16 protein-coding genes are annotated in these 21493 nt (G+C 70.6%); 1 reads left to right on the top strand and 15 read right to left on the bottom strand.

The window, feature by feature from the left end; genetic code table 11:
• Positions 1 to 13 precede the first annotated feature (13 nt).
• A complete protein-coding gene (locus ACFSL4_RS23935; protein WP_381086550.1) occupies positions 14 to 1243 on the bottom strand; it encodes a TraR/DksA C4-type zinc finger protein in 1230 nt (409 codons plus the stop codon).
• Positions 1244 to 1865: 622 nt separating this feature from the next.
• On the opposite strand from ACFSL4_RS23935, the gene ileS reads away from it, so the two are divergent.
• Entirely contained in the window at positions 1866 to 5003 is a 3138-nt protein-coding gene (ileS, locus tag ACFSL4_RS23930) for an isoleucine--tRNA ligase (protein ID WP_381086547.1), read from the top strand.
• 197 nt (positions 5004 to 5200) lie between these two features.
• Here the strand turns inward: ileS and ACFSL4_RS23925 are convergent, their stop codons facing one another.
• The 14 genes from ACFSL4_RS23925 to ACFSL4_RS23860 form a co-directional block, all read right to left on the bottom strand.
• The gene (locus ACFSL4_RS23925; RefSeq protein WP_381086544.1) at positions 5201 to 6391 is read right to left on the bottom strand and encodes a DivIVA domain-containing protein; all 1191 of its coding nucleotides are present in this window, start codon (positions 6389 to 6391) and stop codon (positions 5201 to 5203) included.
• A 52-nt stretch (positions 6392 to 6443) separates the two neighbouring features.
• The gene (locus ACFSL4_RS23920; protein WP_381086541.1) at positions 6444 to 6734 is read right to left on the bottom strand and encodes a YggT family protein; all 291 of its coding nucleotides are present in this window, start codon (positions 6732 to 6734) and stop codon (positions 6444 to 6446) included.
• 50 nt (positions 6735 to 6784) lie between these two features.
• On the bottom strand, positions 6785 to 7426 hold the full coding sequence (locus ACFSL4_RS23915; RefSeq protein WP_381086538.1) for a cell division protein SepF: 642 nt from the start codon (positions 7424 to 7426) through the stop codon (positions 6785 to 6787).
• Positions 7427 to 7555: 129 nt separating this feature from the next.
• Positions 7556 to 8275 (bottom strand): YggS family pyridoxal phosphate-dependent enzyme, encoded by a 720-nt coding sequence (locus ACFSL4_RS23910; RefSeq protein ID WP_381086536.1) that lies wholly within the window; start codon positions 8273 to 8275, stop codon positions 7556 to 7558.
• 6 nt (positions 8276 to 8281) lie between these two features.
• The gene (pgeF, locus tag ACFSL4_RS23905; RefSeq protein WP_381086533.1) at positions 8282 to 9010 is read right to left on the bottom strand and encodes a peptidoglycan editing factor PgeF; all 729 of its coding nucleotides are present in this window, start codon (positions 9008 to 9010) and stop codon (positions 8282 to 8284) included.
• Positions 9007 to 10191: a cell division protein FtsZ gene (gene ftsZ / locus ACFSL4_RS23900; protein ID WP_381086531.1), complete on the bottom strand. Its 1185-nt coding sequence runs from the start codon at positions 10189 to 10191 to the stop codon at positions 9007 to 9009. The genes pgeF and ftsZ overlap by 4 nt, the downstream gene beginning before the upstream one ends.
• Before the next feature lie 279 nt (positions 10192 to 10470).
• A complete protein-coding gene (locus tag ACFSL4_RS23895) occupies positions 10471 to 11256 on the bottom strand; it encodes a cell division protein FtsQ/DivIB (RefSeq protein WP_381086528.1) in 786 nt (261 codons plus the stop codon).
• A gap of 139 nt (positions 11257 to 11395) precedes the next feature.
• Positions 11396 to 12490 carry an undecaprenyldiphospho-muramoylpentapeptide beta-N-acetylglucosaminyltransferase gene (murG, locus tag ACFSL4_RS23890; RefSeq protein ID WP_381086525.1) on the bottom strand — a complete coding sequence of 365 codons (1095 nt, stop codon included), beginning with the start codon at positions 12488 to 12490 and terminating at the stop codon, positions 11396 to 11398.
• A 6-nt stretch (positions 12491 to 12496) separates the two neighbouring features.
• Positions 12497 to 13846 (bottom strand): putative lipid II flippase FtsW, encoded by a 1350-nt coding sequence (ftsW, locus tag ACFSL4_RS23885; protein WP_381086522.1) that lies wholly within the window; start codon positions 13844 to 13846, stop codon positions 12497 to 12499.
• A 135-nt stretch (positions 13847 to 13981) separates the two neighbouring features.
• A complete protein-coding gene (gene murD / locus ACFSL4_RS23880) occupies positions 13982 to 15406 on the bottom strand; it encodes a UDP-N-acetylmuramoyl-L-alanine--D-glutamate ligase (RefSeq protein ID WP_381086519.1) in 1425 nt (474 codons plus the stop codon).
• A complete protein-coding gene (gene mraY, locus ACFSL4_RS23875; protein ID WP_381086516.1) occupies positions 15388 to 16461 on the bottom strand; it encodes a phospho-N-acetylmuramoyl-pentapeptide-transferase in 1074 nt (357 codons plus the stop codon). The genes murD and mraY overlap by 19 nt, the downstream gene beginning before the upstream one ends.
• Positions 16458 to 17888: a UDP-N-acetylmuramoyl-tripeptide--D-alanyl-D-alanine ligase gene (locus ACFSL4_RS23870; protein WP_381086513.1), complete on the bottom strand. Its 1431-nt coding sequence runs from the start codon at positions 17886 to 17888 to the stop codon at positions 16458 to 16460. The genes mraY and ACFSL4_RS23870 overlap by 4 nt, the downstream gene beginning before the upstream one ends.
• Before the next feature lie 4 nt (positions 17889 to 17892).
• Positions 17893 to 19413, bottom strand: a complete 1521-nt coding sequence (locus ACFSL4_RS23865; protein ID WP_381086606.1) for a UDP-N-acetylmuramoyl-L-alanyl-D-glutamate--2,6-diaminopimelate ligase — start codon at positions 19411 to 19413, stop codon at positions 17893 to 17895.
• 219 nt (positions 19414 to 19632) lie between these two features.
• The coding region (locus tag ACFSL4_RS23860; protein ID WP_381086510.1) for a peptidoglycan D,D-transpeptidase FtsI family protein at positions 19633 to 21493 on the bottom strand (1861 nt) is incomplete at its 5' end.

Below are 21493 nucleotides of genomic sequence, written 5' to 3'. Positions count from 1 at the left end.
CAGGACGGGATCATTAACGGCGTTCCTGTTTCTGCTTGCACTCCACGCACAGCGTGGCGCGCGGAAACGCCTGCATACGGGCCTTGCCGATGGGGTTGCCGCAGTTCTCGCACAGGCCGTAGGTGCCGGCGTCGAGGCGTTCCAGGGCGCGTTCGGTCTGTTCGAGCATCTCGCGGGCGTTGGCGGCGAGCGCCATCTCGTGCTCGCGCGTGATGTTCTTGGTGCCGGTGTCCGCCTGGTCGTCGCCGGCCCCGTCCCCGGAGTCCCGCATCAAGCCGGCCAGCGCCCGCTCCGACGCGTCGATCTCACCTCGCAGCCGCACCGCGTCGGCCTGCAGTTCCGCGCGCGCCTCGGTCACCTCTTGGGGGGTCCACGGCTCCTCGCCGGGGCGCACCGCCAGTTCACCCGGCTCCACGGCGGCGACCCGCGCCTTGGGGACCGCGGTGGAGTCGTCCTCTGCTGTGGCCGTTCCAGGGGTCTTCTTCGCAACCACGGTCGTGGCTCCCGTCTGCTTCGCGGCCTCGACCGTGCCCGCCGTCGTGGCGGTACCCTTCTCGGCCGCACTCTGTGGGGGGGTGCTCCTGGTGGCGCCCTTCACGGCGCCGCTCCGTCCGGCGGCGGCCCTGGCAGGGGCCGCCTTCCTGGCGACCGCCTTCTTCGCGACCGCCTTCTTGGGTGCCGCCTTGCGGGGGACGGTCTTCTTCGCCGCCTTTTTCCCGGTGACGGGCCTCTCCGCCGCCTTCTCGGCAACAGCGCCGGTCGCCGCCGCCTTCCTGCCTGCCGCCGCCTTCCTCGCCGCCGGCCGCTCGGGACCGCCCTTCTCCTCGGCCGCCTTCTTCGAGGGGACCGCTTTCCCGGCCGTCCTCTTCGGGGGCGCCGCCCGGGACACCGCCGCCTTCTTGTCGGCGGACCTCTTACCGGCGGAGGTCCCGGCCGAGGAGGGCTTGGCCGAGGTTGTCACGGACGTCGCCTTCTCGACGGCCGCCTTCGCTGTGGACTTCTTCCCCGTGGACTTCTTCCCCGTGGACTTCTTCCGGGGGGCTGCCTCGGCAGACTCCGTACGGGCCGCCTTCTTGGCGGCCGAGGCCGTGCCGGCCCTCTTCGTGGCCGCCGTCTTCTTCGCCGATGCCGCACGGGTGCTCTTCTCGCCGTTCACGTCCTTGGCCGCCACACCGCCGGAGGCAGCCGCACCCGTGGGTCTGCCGGACGCCGACTGCTGTACGGCGGTCTTCTTCGCCACCATGACCGCGGCCCCTTCACATATTGTGATCTTGCGCGCAAATCGTGCTGGGACGATAAATCGACTTCTGGCCCGCGGCAACGGGGCACGCCAACGAATCGCCCGCCGCACGAGCGCCGCACGGTGAGCCTGCATCCGTTGTGCCCAGCTCTCCGCCCGGTAATCCGCCAGGATCCGTGTCACTGGATCCGGACGCCGCGGCCCTCGCCATTCGGGTCACCCGCCGCCCCGCACACCCCCTGCCGCGGGACCCGGAAAACCGGTCGGCCGCGGTCCGTGCGGCGCCGTACACTGGGCGGAGCGAAAAGCGTGGATGGGGACGAGTAGCGGCGTACGCAGCCATGAGCGATCCGGGGACGGTGGAAGCCCGGAGGCGAGCGCGACGTGAAGATCACCCCGGAGCCGCCGGAAGAAAGCCTTGGACAGTGGCTGCGCCCACGGCCCAGGGCCGGTAGAACCGGCATCGCGACCCCAATGAGGGGGCTCACCGGCGCGTACGGCGCACCGGGGAGCCAAGGAGGGTGGTACCGCGGGAGCGCGCCGCACACGGCGTACGGAGGATTCACGGAATTCCCCGGCTCTCGTCCCTCCGACGGAAGGCAGTACGTCCGCCGGAGGAAGATCCATGACGCAGTACCGCCAGGTGCCCGCCCAGATCGACCTGCCCGCTCTCGAGCACGCGGTGCTCGACTTCTGGCGCGAGCAGAAGATCTTCGCCAAGAGCCTGGAGCAGTCCGAGGGCCGCCCCGAGTGGGTGTTCTACGAGGGCCCGCCCACGGCCAACGGCATGCCGGGCGCCCACCACATCGAGGCCCGCGTCTTCAAGGACGTCTTCCCCCGCTTCCGCACCATGCGCGGCTACCACGTGGCCCGCAAGGCCGGCTGGGACTGCCACGGCCTGCCCGTCGAGCTGGCGGTGGAGAAGGAGCTGGGCTTCTCCGGCAAGCAGGACATCGAGGCGTACGGCATCGCCGAGTTCAACGCCAAGTGCCGAGAGTCCGTGACCCGGCACACCGACGCCTTCGCCGAGCTGACCACCCGCATGGGCTACTGGGTCGACCTGGACGACGCCTACCGGACCATGGACCCCGAGTACGTGGACTCCGTCTGGTGGTCGCTGAAGGAGATCTTCACCAAGGGCCTGCTGGTCCAGGACCACCGCGTCGCCCCCTGGTGCCCCCGCTGCGGCACCGGCCTGTCCGACCACGAGCTGGCGCAGGGCTACGAGACGGTCGTCGACCCCTCGGTCTACGTCCGCTTCCCGCTCACCTCCGGTCCACTCGCCGGCGACGCCGCACTCCTGGTGTGGACGACGACCCCGTGGACGCTGGTCTCCAACACCGCGGTCGCCGCCCACCCCGACGTCACCTACGTCGTCGCGACGAACGGCGAGGAGAAACTCGTCGTCGCCGAGCCGCTGCTCGGCAAGGCACTCGGCGAGGGCTGGAAGTCCACGGGGCAAACCTTCACGGGCACCGAGATGGAGCGCTGGACGTACCGGCGTCCCTTCGAACTGGTCGACTTCCCGGCGGACGCGGAGACCCACTACGTGGTGAACGCCGAGTACGTCACGACGGAGGACGGTACGGGCCTGGTACACCAGTCCCCCGCCTTCGGTGAGGAGGACCTCAAGGTCTGCCGTGCCTACGGCCTGCCCGTGGTCAACCCCGTGCGCCCCGACGGCACCTTCGAGGAGGACGTCCCGCTGGTCGGGGGCGTCTTCTTCAAGAAGGCGGACGAAAAGCTCACGGAGGACCTCCGGCAGCGCGGTCTGCTCTTCCGGCACATCCCGTACGAGCACAGCTATCCGCACTGCTGGCGTTGCCACACCGCGCTGCTCTACTACGCGCAGCCGTCCTGGTACATCCGCACCACGGCCGTCAAGCACCGGCTGCTGCGGGAGAACGAGAAGACCAACTGGTTCCCTGAGACGGTCAAGCACGGCCGCTTCGGTGACTGGCTGAACAACAACATCGACTGGGCGCTGTCCCGCAGCCGCTACTGGGGCACCCCGCTGCCGGTCTGGCGCTGCGAGGACGGCCACCTCACCTGCGTGGGCTCCCGCGCGGAGCTGAGCGGGCTGACGGGCACCGACCAGTCGGGGCTGGACCCGCACCGCCCGTTCATCGACGAGGTCACCTTCGCGTGCCCGCAGTGTGCGAGGACGGCCACGCGCGTGCCCGAGGTCATCGACGCCTGGTACGACTCGGGCTCGATGCCGTTCGCGCAGTGGGGCTACCCGTACAAGAACAAGGAGCTGTTCGAGTCCCGCTACCCCGCGCAGTTCATCTCGGAGGCCATCGACCAGACCCGGGGCTGGTTCTACACCCTGATGGCGGTCGGCACACTGGTCTTCGACAAGTCGTCGTACGAGAACGTGGTGTGCCTGGGCCACATCCTCGCCGAGGACGGCCGCAAGATGTCCAAGCACCTGGGCAACATCCTGCAGCCGATCCCGCTCATGGACCAGCACGGCGCGGACGCGGTCCGCTGGTTCATGGCGGCCGGCGGCTCCCCCTGGGCGGCCCGCCGCGTCGGCCACGGCACCATCCAGGAAGTCGTCCGCAAGACCCTGCTGACGTACTGGAACACGGTCGCCTTCCAGGCGCTGTACGCGCGCACGTCGGCCTGGGCGCCGAGCGAGGCCGACCCTGCCCCGGCCGAGCGCCCCGTCCTCGACCGCTGGCTGCTGTCGGAGCTCCACGCGCTCACCGACCAGGTGAGCGGGGCGCTGGAGTCGTACGACACCCAGCGCGCCGGCAAGCTCCTGTCGGCGTTCGTCGACGATCTGTCCAACTGGTACGTGCGCCGCTCGCGGCGCCGCTTCTGGCAGGGCGACAAGGCGGCGCTGCGCACGCTGCACGAGGTCCTGGAGACGGTCACGAAGCTGATGGCGCCCATCACCCCGTTCATCACCGAGCGGGTGTGGCAGGACCTGATCGTCCCGGTCACCCCTGGCGCCCCCGAATCCGTGCACCTGGCCTCCTGGCCGCAGGCCGACCTGGCCGCGATCGACCCGCAGCTGTCCAGGCAGATGGTGCTGGTGCGCCGGCTGGTCGAGCTGGGCCGCGCCACACGCGCCGAGTCGGGTGTCAAGACGCGTCAGCCGCTGCGGCGGGCGCTGGTCGCGGCGACCGGGTTCGAGACGCTGGACCGGGAGCTGCACACGCAGATCACCGAGGAGCTGAACGTCGAGGCGCTGGCGTCGCTGTCCGAGGTCGGCGGCTCGCTCGTCGACACCACGGCGAAGGCGAACTTCCGCGCGCTGGGCAAGCGTTTCGGCAAGCGCGTCCAGGAAGTGGCCAAGGCCATCGCTGACACCGATGCGGCGGCACTGTCCCTGGCACTGCGCGAGGGCACCGCGTCAATCGAGGTGGACGGCGAGACGATCGCCCTGGCCCCCGACGAGGTGATCATCACGGAGACCCCGCGCGAGGGCTGGTCGGTGGCGTCCGACTCCGGCGCCACGGTCGCCCTCGACCTGGAGATCACCGAACAGCTGCGCCGCGCGGGCCTGGCCCGTGACGCGATCCGCCTGATCCAGGAGGCCCGCAAGAACAGCGGCCTCGACGTCGCCGACCGGATCGCACTCCGCTGGACCGCGACGGACCCGGCGGTCATCGCGGCCCTGACCGAGCACTCCGGCCTGATCGCCGACGAGGTCCTCGCCACGGACCTCGCCCAGGGAGAGGCGGACGGCACGTATGGCGAGCCGTTCACCGACGAGCCACTGACCCTGACCTTCCGCCTGCGCAAGGTCTGACGGCCCACACGAAGGCCGGGCCCCGCCGAAAAATCTTGGCGGGGCCCGGCCTTCGGCGTTGTGTGCGCACGTACAACCGCTCCCCCACCCGAACACACGGCGCACGAACCGGACCGCACACACAAGGGCGGGGCCCCGGATCGGAATCCGGGGCCCCGCCCTAGAGGCTGCCGACGCCTACGGCGTACGCGTCACGGTCAGTTGTCGTCCTCGTCGATGAGGAACCCACGCATCGGCGAGGGGGCCTGGCCCATCGGCGACGGTCCCTGCGGGCGCACCGGCGCCATCGGCTGCGTCATCGCCGGGGACATCTGCTGCTGACCGCCGTAGGACGGGCCGGAAGGACCCGGGCCACCGCCCATGGTCTGGTTGCCCCCGTAAGACGGGGCACCCGCACCCGCACCCGCGGGAGCCATCGACGGCGCGGACGGCGACGGCAGAGAGGGCGCGGCCGGGGTGCGCGGCGGGGCCAGCGAGTCGTCCGCCTGGGTCTCCAGCTGGCGCAGCTGGGACTCCAGGTAGGACTTCAGCCTCGTGCGGTACTCGCGCTCGAAGCCGCGCAGGTCCTCGACCTTGCGCTCCAGCGTGGCGCGGGCGGACTCCAGGGAGCCCATCGCGACACGATGCTTCTCCTGCGCGTCCCGCTCCAGGGCGTCGGCCTTGGCCCGGGCGTCGCGCTCCAGCCCCTCGGCGCGGCTGCGGGCCTCGCCGACGATCTTGTTGGCCTCGGCACGGGCCTCGGCGATCGCCTGGTCGGCGGTCTGCTGAGCCAGCGAGAGGACACGGGCGGCACTGTCGCCGCCGGGGCCCTGACCGGGCATCCCCGGACCGCCCATGGGGCCGCCCATAGGACCGCCCATGGGGCCACCCATCTGCTGCATCGGGGGCTGGCCCATCGGACCGTGACCCTGGCCCATCGGACCGTGACCCTGGCCCATCGGCCCCGGCCCCTGACCCATCGGCCCCTGACCCTGACCCTGGCCCTGACCCTGACCCATCGGGCCGGGACCCTGAGGACCGCCCTGCCCGCTGGGGCCCGCGGGCAGCTGCGGGGCACCGCTCGGCAGCTGGGGCGGGCCACCCATGGGGCCGCCCATCTGCTGCTGCGGCGGGCCCGATATCCCGGCGGGCACGGGGGCACCCGGACCTCGCATACCCTGCTGCTGGTCCTGTGGCTCCGGGGGTTTGCGCATGTTCTGCTGGTTCTGCGCGGCGGCACGCGTGGCGGCGGCCAGCTTGGCGCGCAGATCCTCGTTCTCCCGGAGCAGACGGGTCAGTTCGGCTTCGACCTCGTCGAGGAAGGCATCGACCTCGTCCTCGTCATAGCCTTCTCGGAGGCGGACGGTCGTGAACTGCTTGTTCCGCACGTCCTCGGGGGTCAACGGCATCTCTTCACCTCAACGTAGTCATCGGCAGTCGGCAAGACCGTATCGTCCACAGTCACCTCGCGAGGTTGCCCACGATGGAGATCAGGATGTAGACGATGATCATCAGTACGAAGAAGGACAGGTCGAGCGCCACGCCCCCGAGACGCAGCGGCGGGATGAACCGCCGCAAAAGCTTCAACGGTGGATCGGTGACAGTGTAGGTGGCCTCCAGAACGACCACCATCGCCTTGCCGGGTTGCCATGAGCGGGCGAACTGGAAGACGTAGTCCATGACCAACCGGAAAATCAGCACGATGAGGAAACACATCAGCGCGATGTAGAGAACCTCCAAGACCACGCCCATGATCCGTGCTTCCCTCTCCCCTGTTCCGTACGGCTTTCCGGTGGTACGTCTCAGCTCTGGTTGAAGAACCCGCCCTCTGCGATGCGGGCCTTGTCCTCCGCCGTGACATCGACGTTAGCAGGAGACAGCAGGAACACCTTCTGCGTCACCCGCTCGATACTGCCGTGAAGACCAAACACCAAACCGGCCGCAAAGTCGACAAGTCGCTTCGCATCTGTGTCATCCATCTCAGTCAGATTCATGATCACCGGGGTGCCCTCACGGAAGTGTTCCCCGATGGTACGGGCCTCGTTGTACGTCCGGGGGTGCAGTGTGGTGATCCGGTACGGCTCTCGTTCGGACACGACCTTGGGCATGATCACCGGTGCGTTCTTCTCCAGACTCTGACGTTCTTGTGTGATGGACGCCACGGGCGCGATGCGCGCCGGACGTCCGGATTCCGCGGGGAGCGAAGCAGAACGGGACACCGGGTCACGCTGCACCGGCGGCTGCACCACTCGCACCGGTTCATCCCTTTGGGACTGAAGTGCCTGGTGCGACTGGCGAGACGGCTCGTGCCGCCTGCGGTCCCGCTCCGGCTCCGGGTCGAGCTCGGGCTCAAAGTCGTCGTCGGGGTCGAACCCCCTGCCGTCGTACCCATCGTCCTCCACGAGGCCGAGGTAGACCGCCATCTTGCGCATCGCGCCGGCCATGCTCTGAGTCCTCCGCTCTGTGGTGGATCGACTGATGACTGCCAAGTGCCCGCGATCCACGAGGCCGTTATGCCCGCCTTTCGGCGGTAATGACCATATTTTCTGCTGTGGTCCGACTTCTTGGCGACGTTACCCGAGCCTGGGGCGGACTCCGAGTACCGCAGTGCCGACGCGCACATGTGTCGCCCCGGCGGCCACGGCCTGTTCGAGGTCCGCACTCATCCCTGCCGAGACCATGGTTGCAGCCGGATGGGCTCGGCGCAGGTCAGTCGACAAATCCATCAACCGCTCGAACGCCGCCTGTTGACGGCCCGCGTACTCTCCGGTGAGCGGCGCCACGGTCATCAGGCCGTCCAGCCGCAACCCGGGGGCCTGTGCGACGAGGTCGCCCAACTCTTCGATTCCCCCCGGCGCCACGCCCCCGCGCTCCCCCCGCCCGCCCTCGCCCGCGTCGAGCGCGACCTGCAGGAGACAGCCCACCTCGCGCCCGGCCCGTGCGGCCTCCCTCGACAGCGCCGCCACGAGCCTGGGGCGATCGACGGACTGCACGAGATCCGCATAACCGACCACCGAGCGCACCTTGTTGGTCTGCAATTGACCGACAAAATGCCATGTGAGCGGCAGGTCCGAGCATGCGGCCGCCTTGGGGGCCGCGTCCTGGTCGCGGTTCTCGGCCACGTCACGCACACCGAGTTCCGACAGAATCCGCACATCGCTCGCGGGATAGGTCTTGGTGACCACGATCAGTGTCACCTCTTCCCGCTTGCGCCCCGCGGCCCGGCACGCGACCGCGATACGCCCCTCCACTTTCGCCAGGTTTGCGGCGATTTGCTGCTTACGATCCGTCATTCCTCATCAGTCCAGCCAGACATAGCCCGCGAGCCGTCCGGTGGCACGGTCGCGGCGGTACGAGAAGTGATCACGCGATTCACGCGTGCACACCGGCGACTGCGCCCGGTCGCGCACCCCGAGCCGTTCGAGCTGGGCGTGCACGCCGGCGGTCACGTCGACCGCGGGAGTGCCCCAGCTCGTCTCGGCGTGCGCCGCCGGTTCGACGGCGGACACCTCGGCGCGCATCGCCTCCGGCACCTCGTAACACCGGCCGCAGACGGCCGGCCCCGTGCGGGCGACGATCCGGGACGGTTCGGCGCCCAGTTCCATCATCGCGCGGACGGCGGCGGGGACGACCCCGGCGACCATGCCGGGGCGGCCCGCGTGGACGGCGGCCGCGACCCCGGCGGCCGGGTCGGCGAGCAGGACGGGCGTGCAGTCCGCCGTGAGCACGGCGAGGGCGAGACCGCGCCGTGCGGTGACGATCGCGTCCACCTCGGGTACGGCCGCGGCACCCCACGGCTCGTCGACCACGGCCACGTCCGCCCCGTGCACCTGGTTCATCCAGACCACGCGGGCCGGGTCGAGGCCCAGCGCCCCCGCGGCCAGCTCCCGGTTGGTCCGTACCGCCCCGGGATCGTCGCCGACCGCTCCGCCGAGATTGAGCTCCTCGTACGGAGCGGCGCTCACCCCGCCCCACCGGTCGGTGAAGGCGAAGTGCGCGCCGCTCACGGTGTCGCGCTGTCCTATCACTTCAGGAAGTCCGGCACATCCAGCTCCTCGGCCGCGCTGTCCGAGTAGGTCCGCGACGGCGGCACCGACGGGGTGACCGGGAGATCGCCCACCGGCTCCGGGGCCGGTTCCGGCGCTTCCTTCGGTGTGACGCTGCCGAGCGAGCCGAAGGAGGGGCGGCTTTCCACGGGGCGGACCGGCTCCTCGCGCTTGACCGAGGACGCGCCGAGGACGTTGTCCCGCTTGGCGGGGGGCTGCCCGCCGTCGAAGCCGGCCGCGATGACCGTCACCCGCACCTCGTCGCCGAGGGCGTCGTCGATGACCGCGCCAAAGATGATGTTGGCCTCGGGGTGCGCGGCCTCGCTCACCAGCTGGGCGGCCTCGTTGATCTCGAAGAGGCCGAGGTCCGAGCCGCCGGAGATGGACAGCAGCACGCCCCGGGCACCGTCGATGGACGCCTCCAGCAGCGGGGAGGAGATCGCCATCTCGGCCGCGGCCACCGCGCGGTCGTCACCGCGGGCCGAGCCGATACCCATGAGGGCCGAACCGGCTTCGGACATCACGGACTTGACGTCAGCGAAGTCGAGGTTGATGAGACCGGGGGTGGTGATGAGGTCGGTGATGCCCTGGACACCGGAGAGCAGGACCTGGTCGGCCGACTTGAAGGCGTCGAGGACGGAGACCTGGCGGTCCGAGATGGACAGCAGCCGGTCGTTCGGGATGACGATGAGGGTGTCGACCTCTTCGCGCAGTTCGGCGATGCCGTCCTCGGCCTGGTTGGCGCGGCGCCGCCCCTCGAAGGTGAACGGGCGCGTGACCACGCCGATGGTGAGGGCGCCCAGCGAGCGCGCGATGTTGGCCACGACGGGCGCGCCGCCGGTACCGGTGCCGCCGCCTTCACCGGCCGTCACGAAGACCATGTCGGCCCCCTTGAGGACCTCCTCGATCTCCTCGCGGTGGTCCTCGGCGGCCTTGCGGCCCACGGCCGGGTTGGCGCCGGCGCCGAGTCCGCGGGTGAGTTCGCGGCCGACGTCGAGCTTGACGTCGGCGTCGCTCATCAACAGAGCTTGCGCGTCGGTGTTGATGGCGATGAACTCGACGCCCTTGAGGCCGACCTCGATCATCCGGTTGATGGCATTGACACCACCGCCGCCGACACCGATGACCTTGATGACTGCGAGGTAGTTCTGCGGTGCTGCCACGTCGAAGGCCTCTCGCCTCGAATTACGTCGCCGTCGTTCCGCGGGTGCCCCGCGAGGCGACGGCTGATGCCGAATGGGACGGTCCGAACGCCGACCCGAACCCTAACCCTGAAGTTTAGGGTTACCAGTGCGCCTGTTCCTTGGACTCTTCCGAACAGGACACTAAGTCGACAAGCGGCGCCCGTTCAACGAACACGCCGAACCTCCCGTTTTTCTTTTCACCCTATGTGATCAGCCGTAGCGCTGCCCAACCAGGGTGCTGGCCTGCGCTGATGTGCGTCAACTCCCCGATGACGCGGGGGCGGTGGGGGAACTCACGTCGAAGTGCCGGGCACGGGGCGCGGCTTTCATCAGCGCGGTCAGCGCGGCCGCCTTGGCCCGTCCCATCTCCCCGCTGCCCCACATCACGCCGCGGCCACCCGTCAACTCCAGCGAGATGGAGTCGTAGGAACGGACCTTGACGGTCCGGGTGTCGCGGGCGACGGCGGCCGGAATGTCCTGGGCGACCCGCACCGCCTCGCGGATCAGCCGGTCGGTGCCGAAGCGGCGCGTGCCGGGCGACGGGATCGGCGTCAACTCCAGTACGGGAACCGCCTTGGGTGGCTCCGGAACCGTGGCGAACCGCACCCCCTCCTTGTCCACTTCGTCGAATTTCCCCCTGTTTCCGACCAAGAGAACCGGAGTGCGTTCGGTCACGTTCAGCCGGATTCCACGGGGCCAGGAACGGACGACGTCGACCGAGGCGATTCGGGGCAGTTTCCGGCGCACACGCGCCTCGATCGCATCGGTGTCGAGGGAAATCAGGGGCGATCCGAGCGACACGTCGGCCGCCTCGCGCACCTGCGCCCCCGTCAGGACCCGTGTCCCGGAGACGGAGACATGCCGCACGCGCAGATACGGTGAGCCGTACAGCAGCCAGCCAAAGCCGCCGGCCGCCAACACCACTCCCAGCAAAAGGATGATGACCATACGAGGGCGGCGCAGCCGGCCACGCCGAGGCGGCCGGGGCGGGCCGGACTCCCGTTGCTGCCGCTTGCCGCGCTCTGCGGTCGTCGGTCCGGCCACGCGCACTCCCCTTCCCTGGCCGGGCTCACCTCCAGGGCGCTCCGGCCGGCGCCGGGAGCCGACCGCGCTCAGCCCTTCGGGCCTGCGTCTGCTCGGCCTCTCGGCACCGGCGCGTCCCTTCGGCTCACCCGCCGATGTGTCACTGGTGGTGGCGCGAGGCGATCGCCTCGTACACCATGCCGACGAGCAGGTCGTCGGCGTCCCGGCGCCCGAACTCCGCGGCGGCGCGGGACATCTCGTACAGCCGGTGCGGATCGGCGAGCACGGGCAGGACATTGCGCTGGAGCCATTCGGGCGTCAGTTCCGCGTCGTCGACCAGCAGCCCGCCTCCGGCCTTGACCACCGGCTGGGCGTTCAGCCGCTGTTCGCCGTTGCCGATGGGCAGCGGAACGTAGGCGGCCGGGAGCCCGACGGCGGAGAGTTCGGCGACGGTCATCGCGCCCGCACGGCAGAGCATCATGTCGGCTGCGGCGTACGCGAGATCCATCCGGTCCAGGTAGGGTACCGGGATATAGGGGGGCATTCCCGGCATCTGATGCACCTGCGGCAGTTCGTTCTTCGGACCGACCGCGTGCAGGATCTGGATGCCGGACTGCTGCAGGTACGGGGCGACCTGCTGGATCACCTCGTTGAGCCGGCGCGCGCCCTGTGAGCCGCCGGAGACCAGCAGCGTCGGCAGGTTCGGGTCCAGCCCGAAGGCGGCGCGGGCCTCGGGACGCATGGCGGCGCGGTCCAGGGTGGCGATGGAGCGGCGCAGCGGGATGCCGATGTAGCGGGCGCCCCGCAGCTTGCTGTCCGGGGTGGAGACGGCGACCTGGGCCGCGTACCGCGAACCGATCTTGTTGGCGAGGCCGGGGCGGGCGTTGGCCTCGTGGATGACGATCGGCACGCCGAGGCGCTTGGCGGCCAGATAGCCGGGCAGGGCCACATAGCCGCCGAAGCCGACGACGACATCGGCCTTGGTGCGCTCGAGGATCTGTTCGGCCGCCTTGATCGTGCCGCGCAGCCGCCCGGGGACCGTGATCAGCTCGGGGGTCGGCTTCCGCGGCAGGGGGACGGCGGGGATCAGCGCGAGTTCATAGCCCCGCTCGGGTACGAGCCGGGTCTCCAGGCCGCGCTCCGTGCCCAGGGCCGTGATCCCCACGGTCGGGTCCTGCCTGCGCAGGGCGTCCGCGAGGGCGAGCGCGGGCTCGATGTGGCCGGCGGTCCCCCCACCGGCGAGTACGACATGCACCGAAATTCACCGCTCTCCGGACGAGCGCGCCGCCGAGGCGCGCCGTCGCATCGTGTTCCGTCTCCGAGGTCCCGCAGGGCCTCCCGCCCGCTTTCTACCAAAGCGGGGTTGCCGCATCGCAAGCGCCGCCCGCGCAGCGGGCTCGTCGCGTGCGAAGGCGATCAGCAGCCCGATGGCGAACATGGTCGGCAGCAGGGCGGATCCTCCGTAGGAGAACAGCGGGAGGGGGACGCCGGCGATCGGCAGCAGGCCGAGCACCGCACCGATGTTGATCACCGCCTGAGCGATGATCCAGGTCGTCACGCCTCCCGCGGCGTACCTCACGAAGGGGTCCTCCGTGCGTCCGGCCACGCGGATACCCGCATAGCCTAGAGCCGTGAAGAGGGCGAGCACCGACAGCGTCCCCGCGAGGCCCAGTTCCTCACCGGCGACGGCGAAGATGAAGTCGGTGTGCGCTTCGGGAAGTTGACCCCATTTCTCCACGCTCGCGCCGAGGCCGGAACCGAACAGTCCGCCGGACGCCAGCGCGTAGATCCCGTGCACGGCCTGCCAGCACTGGTCGTTCGGGCCGGGGTCGGCGGCACCGATGCAGGCGAGACGGGCCATGCGGTTCGGGCTGGTCTTGATCAGGACGACGCCTATGGCCGCGGCGATCGCCAGCACCCCGACGAACAGCCTGGTCGGCGCCCCGGCCAGCCACAGCAGCCCGAACAGGATCGCGGTCAAAATGATCGCCGTGCCCATGTCGCCGCCCAGCATGATCAGCCCGAGCAGCAGGAACGCCACCGGAACGAGCGGCACCAGCATGTGCTTCCACTGCGTGAGCAGCCGCTTCTCCTGCTTGCGCGCGATCAGGTCGGCGCCCCACAGCACAAGCGCCAGCTTGCCGAACTCGCTGGGCTGGATCTGGAAGGAACCGCCGAGTGCGATCCAGTTCTGGTTGCCGTTGACCGCCATCCCTATCCCCGGCACCTGCACCAGGACCATCAGGAAGACGGCGCCCGCCAGGATCGGGTACGCCAGCGCCCGGTGCAGCTTCACGGGCATCCGCGAGGCGACGAGCAGCAGCAGGGTCCCGATCGACGCCGCGAGGAACTGCTTCCGGAAGAAGTACGACCCCGGCAGCGACATCTGCAGCGCGGTGATCTGAGAGGCCGAGTAGACCATCACCAGGCCGAGCACGGTGATCAGCAGACTGCCGCCGAGGATCAGGTAGTACGCGGTGAGGGGCCGGTCCCAGGCCCGCCGGGTCCGCGTGAGCAGGCGTGCCACGGGGTTGTCGCGCGGGAAACGGAACATATCGGGCCGCTTTGCGGCCCGCTGGACGGGAGGACGGCCGGTACGGCTGCCGGGCACGCCGCTCACCCCGCCACGACGCGCCGGCACGGCGCCGTGCCACCGGCGGAAAGCCGCCGACGAGACACCAACCACATCCCTGTCACGCGTCCCTCCCAGGGGTCCGGGCGCGCCCGGACTGACCGAGACCCGCCGTCAGGCGCTCGCGCCGAGTTCGCGAACCGCTTCCGCGAAGGCGTCGCCGCGCTTGTTGTAGTTCGCGAACATGTCCATGGAGGCGCAGGCCGGTGCCAGCAGCACCGTGTCGCCCGCGCGAGCGAGCCTCCGCGCCTCCCGCACAGCCGCGGGCATCGCCCCAGTGTCGGTCCGCTCGAGGTCGACGACGGGCACTTCCGGCGCGTGTCGCGCAAGGGCTTCACGGATCAGCGCCCGATCCGCCCCGATGAGCACCACGCCCCGCAGCCGCGGTGCCGACCTGGCGACCAGCTCGTCGAAGGCCGCGCCCTTGGCGAGCCCGCCCGCGATCCACACGATCGACTCGTACGCCGCCAACGACGCCTGCGCCGCATGCGTGTTGGTGGCCTTGGAGTCGTCGATGTAGGCCACCCCGTCCACGTCCGCCACGTGCGCGATGCGGTGGGCGTCCGGGGTGAAGGCCCGCAGCCCGTCCCGCACGGCCTCCGGGGGCACCCCGAAGGCACGCGCGAGGGCCGCCGCGGCAAGGGCGTTGGCGATGTTGTGCGGTGCCGGCGGGGTGACGTCGGAGACCTCCGCCAGTTCCTGGGCGTTCCGCTGCCGGTTCTCGACGAAGGCCCGGTCGACCAGGACGCCGTCCACGACACCGAGTTGGGAGGGCGCGGGGGTGCCGAGCGTGAAGCCGACGGCCCTGCAGCCCTCCTCGACGTCCGCCTCGCGCACCAGGTCCTCGGTGGCCTTGTCGTCGGCGTTGTAGACGCAGGCGACCCGATTGCCTTCGTAGATGCGGCCCTTGTCGGCCGCGTACGCCTCCATGGAGCCGTGCCAGTCGAGGTGGTCGGGCGCCAGGTTGAGCACGGCGGCGGAGTGGGCGCGCGGCGACGGCGCCCAGTGGAGCTGATAACTCGACAGCTCCACCGCCAGGACGTCGTACCGCTCCTCGCCGAGGACGGCATCCAGCAGCGAGACCCCGATGTTGCCGACGGCGGCCGTGCGCAGGCCCGCCGCCTCCAGGATGGAGGCGAGCATCTGCACGGTCGTGGTCTTGCCGTTGGTGCCGGTCACGGCGAGCCAGGCGGCCGCGTCGGGGCCCCGTAGCCGCCAGGCCAGCTCGACGTCGCCCCAGACCGGGACGCCCGCCTCGGCCGCGGCGGCGAACAGCGGCTTGTCGGGCCGCCAGCCGGGCGCGGTGACGATCAGCTCGGTGCCCTCCGGCAGGGTGGCCCCGTCCCCCAGCCGGACCGTGACGCCGAGCGCCTCCAGCTCCGCGGCCTGCGCCCGGGCCCGCTCGTCGTCGCCGTCGTTGACGACCGTCACGATCGCGCCGAGGCCGTGCAGCGCCTTGGCCGCCGGGACGCCCGAGACGCCGAGGCCGGCGACGGTGACGTGCTTGCCCTGCCAGTCGGTCACTTTTCCGCTGCCCATCCCGCGTAGAAGATGCCCAGTCCGACGATCACGCAGATGCCCTGAATGATCCAGAAGCGGACCACGACGAGGACCTCGGACCAGCCCTTGAGTTCGAAGTGGTGCTGGAGCGGTGCCATCCGGAAGACCCGCTTGCCGGTCAGGCGGAACGAGCCGACCTGGATGACGACGGACAGGGTGATCAGGACGAAGAGGCCGCCGAGCAGCGCGAGCAGCATCTCGGTGCGGGAGCAGATCGCGAGCCCGGCGAGGGCGCCGCCCAGGGCCAGGGAACCGGTGTCGCCCATGAAGATCTTGGCGGGCGAGGTGTTCCACCACAGGAAGCCGAGGCAGGCGCCCATCAGCGCGGAGGCGACCACGGCCAGGTCGAGCGGGTCGCGGACCTCGTAGCAGGCGGCCGGGTTGGTCAGGGTTGCCGCGTTGGCGCAGGACTCCTGGAACTGCCAGACGCCGATGAAGGTGTACGCGCCGAAGACCAGCACGGAGGCACCGGTGGCGAGGCCGTCGAGGCCGTCGGTGAGGTTCACGCCGTTCGACATCGCGAGGATCATGAACAGCGCCCAGATCACGAACAGCACCGGGCCGATGGTCCAGCCGAAGTCCTGCACGAAGGAGAGCTTGGTGGACGCCGGGGTGTTGCCCCGGGCGTCGGCGAACTGCAGCGCGAGCACGGCGAAGGCGATGCCGACGATCAGCTGGCCGGCCATCTTCGCCTTGGCCCGCAGACCGAGCGAGCGCCGCTTGACGATCTTGATGTAGTCGTCCAGGAAGCCGACCAGGCCCATGCCGCCCATCAGACCGAGCACCAGCAGCCCGGAGAAGGTCGGCGTGTAGCCCGTGATCACCTTGGACAGGAAGTACGCGGCGATCGTCGCCAGGATGAAGGCGATGCCGCCCATCGTCGGCGTACCGCGCTTGCTGTGGTGCTCGCGCGGGCCGTCGTCGCGGATGTACTGACCGTAGCCCTTGCGGGCCAGCAGCTTGATCAGCAGCGGGGTGCCGATCAAGGTCAGGAAGAGGCCAATGACTCCTGCGAACAGGATCTGCTTCATCATCGGGCGGCAACCTCACCCTCGGCACCGGCCTCGAGCAGCGCCTGCGCCACGCTCTCGAGCCCGACCGACCGGGACGCCTTCACGAGTACGACGTCTCCCGGGCGCAATTCGCTGCGCAACAGGTCGACCGCCGCCTGTGCGTCGGACACGTGCACCGACTCCTCACCCCACGAACCCTCGTTATATGCGCCCAGTTGCAGCCAGGACGCTTCCCTGCCCCCGACCGCGACGAGCTTGCTGACGTTGAGCCGGACGGCGAGCCGTCCGACGGCGTCGTGCTCGGCGAGCGCCTCGTCCCCGAGCTCGGCCATCTTGCCGAGCACCGCCCACGTACGCCCCCCTTGTGCCCGTGCGGCCTTGCCCATCGCCGCGAGCGCGCGCAGTGCGGCCCTCATGGACTCGGGGTTCGCGTTGTAGGCGTCGTTGACGACGGTCACGCCGTCCGGGCGCTCGGTGACCTCCATCCGCCAGTGGGAGAGGGAGCCCGCCTCGGAGAGCGCGAGGGCGATCTCGTCTGCGGACATGCCCAGCTCATGGGCGACGGCGGCCGCGGCGAGCGCGTTCGACACGTGGTGCTCACCGTACAGGCGCATGGTCACATCGCTGCACCCGGAGGGTGTGTGAAGGATGAAAGAGGGCTGTCCGCTGTCCGTGAGTCTCACGTTCTCGGCGCGTACGTCCGCTTCGCCGGACTCTCCGAAAAGGAGGACCTTCGCCTGAGTACGGGAGGCCATGGCGCGTACGAGCGGATCGTCGGCGTTGAGGACCGCGACGCCGCCGGCGTCCGCCGCGGGCAGGCTCTCGACGAGTTCGCCCTTCGCCTGGGCGATCTTCTCGCGGCTGCCGAACTCGCCGATGTGGGCGGTGCCGACGTTGAGCACCAGGCCGACCCTCGGCGGGGTCAGGCCGGTGAGGTAGCGGATGTGGCCGATGCCGCGGGCGCCCATCTCCAGGACGAGGAACCTCGTCTCCTCGGTGGCGCTGAGGGCGGTGAGCGGCAGCCCGATCTCGTTGTTGAGCGAGCCGGGCGTCCACATGGTCGGTGCCTTGCGCTGGAGCACCTGGGCGATGAGGTCCTTGGTACTGGTCTTGCCCGCGGAGCCGGTGAGGGCCACGAGGGTGGCTCCCAGCCGCCCGACGACGTGGCGGGCGAGGGCGCCGAGGGCCGCCTGGACATCGTCCACGACGATCGCGGGCACGCCGACGGGGCGGGACGCCAGCACGGCGGCGGCACCCGCCTCCACGACCGCCTGCGCGAAGTCGTGTCCGTCCACGCGCTCGCCGGCGAAGGCGACGAAGAGGCTGCCGGGCTCCACTTCGCGGGAGTCCCGGACGACCGGTCCGGTCACCTGGACGGACGGGTCCGGTATGTCGTGCGTCTGCCCGCCGACGACTGAGGCGATCTCGGCGAGGGAGAGGGCGATCACAAGTTCATCCCTGGGTCTTCTGGATAGCTTCGCGGAGCACCTGGCGGTCGTCGAAGGGACGGACCACTCCGGCGATGTCCTGGCCCTGCTCGTGGCCCTTGCCCGCGACCAGCACGGTGTCCCCGGGCCGCGCACGGGCGACGGCCGCGGCGATGGCGGCGGCCCTGTCCTCGAAGACCTGCACCTCGCCGCGTTCGTGGGCGGGCACGGAGGCCGCGCCTTCGAGCATGGCCGCGAGGATCGCGAGGGGGTCCTCGGAGCGGGGGTTGTCTGAGGTCAGCACTGCCGTGTCGGCGAGCCGGGCCGCGGCGGCGCCCATCGGCGCGCGCTTGGTCCGGTCCCGGTCGCCGCCGCAGCCGAGCACCACGTGCAGCCTGCCCTCGGTCACCTTGCGCAGGGCGCGCAGCACCGACTCGACCGCGTCGGTCTTGTGCGCGTAGTCGACGACCGCGAGGTACGGCTGCCCGGCGTCCACGCGCTCCAGCCGTCCCGGTACGCCCGGTACGGCGGCGATGCCGTCGGCGGCTGTCTGCGGGTCGAGACCGGCGGTGGCCAGGGCGGCGATCGCGGCGAGGGTGTTGGCGACGTTGAAGGGGCCCGGCAGCGGCGACCTGGCGGCGATCCGCTCCCCCTTGGGGCCGGTCACGGTGAACGTCGCGTCCACCGGGCCGATCCGGACGTCCTCGGCGCGCCAGTCGGCGTCGGGACTGCCTTCTGCGGAGAAGGTGACGACGGGCACGCCGGCCTCCTTGGCGAGCCTGCGGCCGTACTCGTCGTCCTGGTTGACGACACCGACCCGGCTGCGTTTCTCCGTGAACAGCTGCGCCTTGGCCCGGTAGTAGTCCTCCATGTCGGAGTGGAACTCCATGTGTTCCGGGCTCAGGTTGGTGAAGACCGCGACGTCGAAGACGCAGCCGTCGACCCGGCCCAGCACCAGGGCGTGGCTGGAGACCTCCATGGCGACCGCCTCGACCCCGCGCTCGCGCATGACGGCGAACAGTGCCTGCAGGTCGGTGGCTTCGGGCGTGGTGCGCTCGGACTTGACGCGCTCCTCACCGATCCGCATCTCGACGGTGCCGACGAGCCCGGTGCTGAGGGAGGTCCGCAGGCCCCCCTCGACGAGGTACGCGGTCGTGGTCTTGCCGGAGGTGCCGGTGATGCCGATCTGGAGCAGACTGCGCCCGGGGTGGCCGTAGATCCTGGCCGCCAGCTCGCCCATCCGCCCGCGCGGATCGTCGACCACCAGGACCGGGATCCCCGTCGCGGCGGCGCGCTCGGCGCCCGTGGGGTCGGTCAGCACCGCGACGGCGCCGAGGCCGGCCGCCTGGGCGGCGAAGTCGGCGCCGTGCAGCCGGGCGCCGGGCAGAGCGGCGTACAGGTCGCCGGGGCGGACCGCGCGCGAGTCGTGGGTGATGCCCGTGACCTCGGCGGCGCTCTCCTGCGCGGTGACTCCCAGCCGGTCGGCCAGCTCCGCGAGGGGTACGGCGGAGACATGGACCGGTCGCGGCGGTCCCGGATAGGTCACGGAGGCGCTCTCCTGGGGGGTGGGGGACTGATCAGCGTGTGGCACGGCGGTGAGCGTACCGGGCCCACCCCCGCCCGGGCTAAAACGGAGGCCGGGGGCAGGACGCTCCGGCGAGGGTGGCGGTGGGAGACGGGTGGGCGCGGGCGGGGGCTGGTTCCCGGGATCGGGGGTGATCGTTGTCACGAGCTGGTTCCTGGTCGGTCTTTCCCGTAGTGCTGATCATGGCGTGAACGTGACGGGGAGGTTCGCCGCCCCGGCGCCGGTGGGCGGCACCTGGAGGGTCTTCAGGGCGAACTCCATGACCTGCTTGAAGATCGGACCGCAGATCTGGCCGCCGAAGTAGCTTCCCTTGGTGGGGTTCTGGATCGCACAGTAGACGGTGACCCGGGGCTTGTCGGCGGGTGCGAACCCGGCGAAGGAGGACGTGTAGCCGCGGTACCTGCCGGTGGCCGGATCCACGCGGTTGGCCGTACCCGTCTTCCCCGCGACCCGGTAGCCGGGGATGCGCGCCTTGACGCCCGTTCCCTGCTCGTCGTCCACGACGGACTCCAGCATCTGGGCCAGGGCCTTCGCCGTCTTCTCGCTGACGACCCGGGTCTCTTTGGGCTTCGGGACGGGCGTGAAGCGTCCGTCCGCCCCCTTGGCGCCGCGCACGAGTGTGGGTTCGATCCGGACGCCGCCGTTGGCGACGGTCGAGTAGACCGACGCGGCCTGCACCGCGTTGATCGACAGGCCCTGGCCGAAAGGAATCGTGTACTGCTGCGACGTCGACCAACTGCCGGGGGGCGCGAGGATGCCCTTCGTCTCGCCGGGGAACCCGAGCCCGGTCGGACTGCCGATGCCGAACTTGCGCAGGTACGAGTAGAGGACCCGGTTGGCCTCCGCCTGCGTCGTGCCGAGCTGGCCGGCCGCCAGGATGGTGCCGATGTTGCTGGACTTGGCGAGGACGCCGTTGAGCGTCAGATACCAGGTCAGGTGGTCGATGTCGTCCTGGAACATCCGGTCGCCCCGGTGCAGCCGGTTGGGCACGGTGACGTGCGTCATCGGCGTGGCGACGTTCTCCTGGAGCACGGCCGCCATCGACATGACCTTGGCGGTGGAGCCGGGCTCGTACGCGTCCTGGAGGGCCGCGTTGCCCAGGGCCGCCGGATCGGCCTTCGACAGGTCGTTGGGGTCGAAGCCGGGCGAGTTCGCCATGGCCAGGATCTGGCCGGTCCGCGTGTCCTGCACGACCACGTAGCCGCGGTCCGCCTTCGACTTCTTCACCTGCTCGGTGATCGCGTTCTGGGCGGCCCACTGAATGTCGCGGTCGATGGTCAGCTCGATGTCGGATCCGGCCACCGCGGGCGTCTCGGTGGAGCCAGCGGTCGGGACCAGACGGCCCCCGGACTGGGCGTAGCGGATCCTGCCGTCCTGGCCGGCCAGCTCCTTGTTCAGCAGTTGCTCGATGCCTCCGCCGCCCTTGCCCTCGGCGTTGACCCAGCCCAGTATCCCGGCGGCGAGGCCGCCGTTCGGGTAGACGCGCTTGCTGGTGGGCTCGGCAAGGACGCCCGCGAGGACGCCGACCCCGTCCCTCTCGCTCTCGGCCTTGGCCGCCAGCGTGTTCTTCAGGTCCTTGATCTGCTTCCAGACCTGGGGGGTCCGGCGGCGCGCCAGCAGGACGTAGCGGGTGTGCGGGGTCCTGAGCTTCTTGGCGATCGCGGCGGTGTCCTGGCCCAGGATCGGGGCGAGAAGCTCGGCCGCCTGCTCGGGCGCGTCCGACGTCTTGGTGACCTCCTCGGTGAACAGCGTGGGATCGGCCGTGATGTCGTACGCGTCCACGCTGGTCGCCAGCTTGATGCCGTTGCGGTCCGTGATCTCGCCGCGCACGGCGGCCAGGGTGCGGCCGACGTACCGGTTCTGGTCGGCCTTGGCGGCGTACGCGCTCGCGTCCACGGCCTGCACCTGCAGCAGCCGTGCGACGAAGGCGAGCATGACCAGGGTCAGGGCGAGGCCGACCATGCGCAGCCGGGGACGAGGGCTGCCGAGCCGGACGGTCCGGGGCGCGGGACCGCCGCGGGCCGGGGCCGGACGGGGGGCG

Source organism: Streptomyces caeni, assembly GCF_042678285.1.
Classification (GTDB): Bacteria; Actinomycetota; Actinomycetes; order Streptomycetales; family Streptomycetaceae; genus Streptomyces; species Streptomyces caeni.
The sequence above is the reverse complement of the archived record's forward strand: the minus strand, read 5'-3'. Positions and strand labels throughout refer to the sequence as shown.

Bases quoted from the DNA above. Each gene is read 5' to 3' on its own strand.
- ACFSL4_RS23935 (WP_381086550.1), bottom strand. From the start codon at position 1,243: ATGGTGGCGAAGAAGACCGCCGTACAGCAGTCGGCGTCCGGCAGACCC.
- ileS (WP_381086547.1), top strand. From the start codon at position 1,866: ATGACGCAGTACCGCCAGGTGCCCGCCCAGATCGACCTGCCCGCTCTC.
- ACFSL4_RS23925 (WP_381086544.1), bottom strand. From the start codon at position 6,391: ATGCCGTTGACCCCCGAGGACGTGCGGAACAAGCAGTTCACGACCGTC.
- ACFSL4_RS23920 (WP_381086541.1), bottom strand. From the start codon at position 6,734: ATGGGCGTGGTCTTGGAGGTTCTCTACATCGCGCTGATGTGTTTCCTC.
- ACFSL4_RS23915 (WP_381086538.1), bottom strand. From the start codon at position 7,426: ATGGCCGGCGCGATGCGCAAGATGGCGGTCTACCTCGGCCTCGTGGAG.
- ACFSL4_RS23910 (WP_381086536.1), bottom strand. From the start codon at position 8,275: ATGACGGATCGTAAGCAGCAAATCGCCGCAAACCTGGCGAAAGTGGAG.
- murD (WP_381086519.1), bottom strand. From the start codon at position 15,406: ATGGGCAGCGGAAAAGTGACCGACTGGCAGGGCAAGCACGTCACCGTC.
- mraY (WP_381086516.1), bottom strand. From the start codon at position 16,461: ATGATGAAGCAGATCCTGTTCGCAGGAGTCATTGGCCTCTTCCTGACC.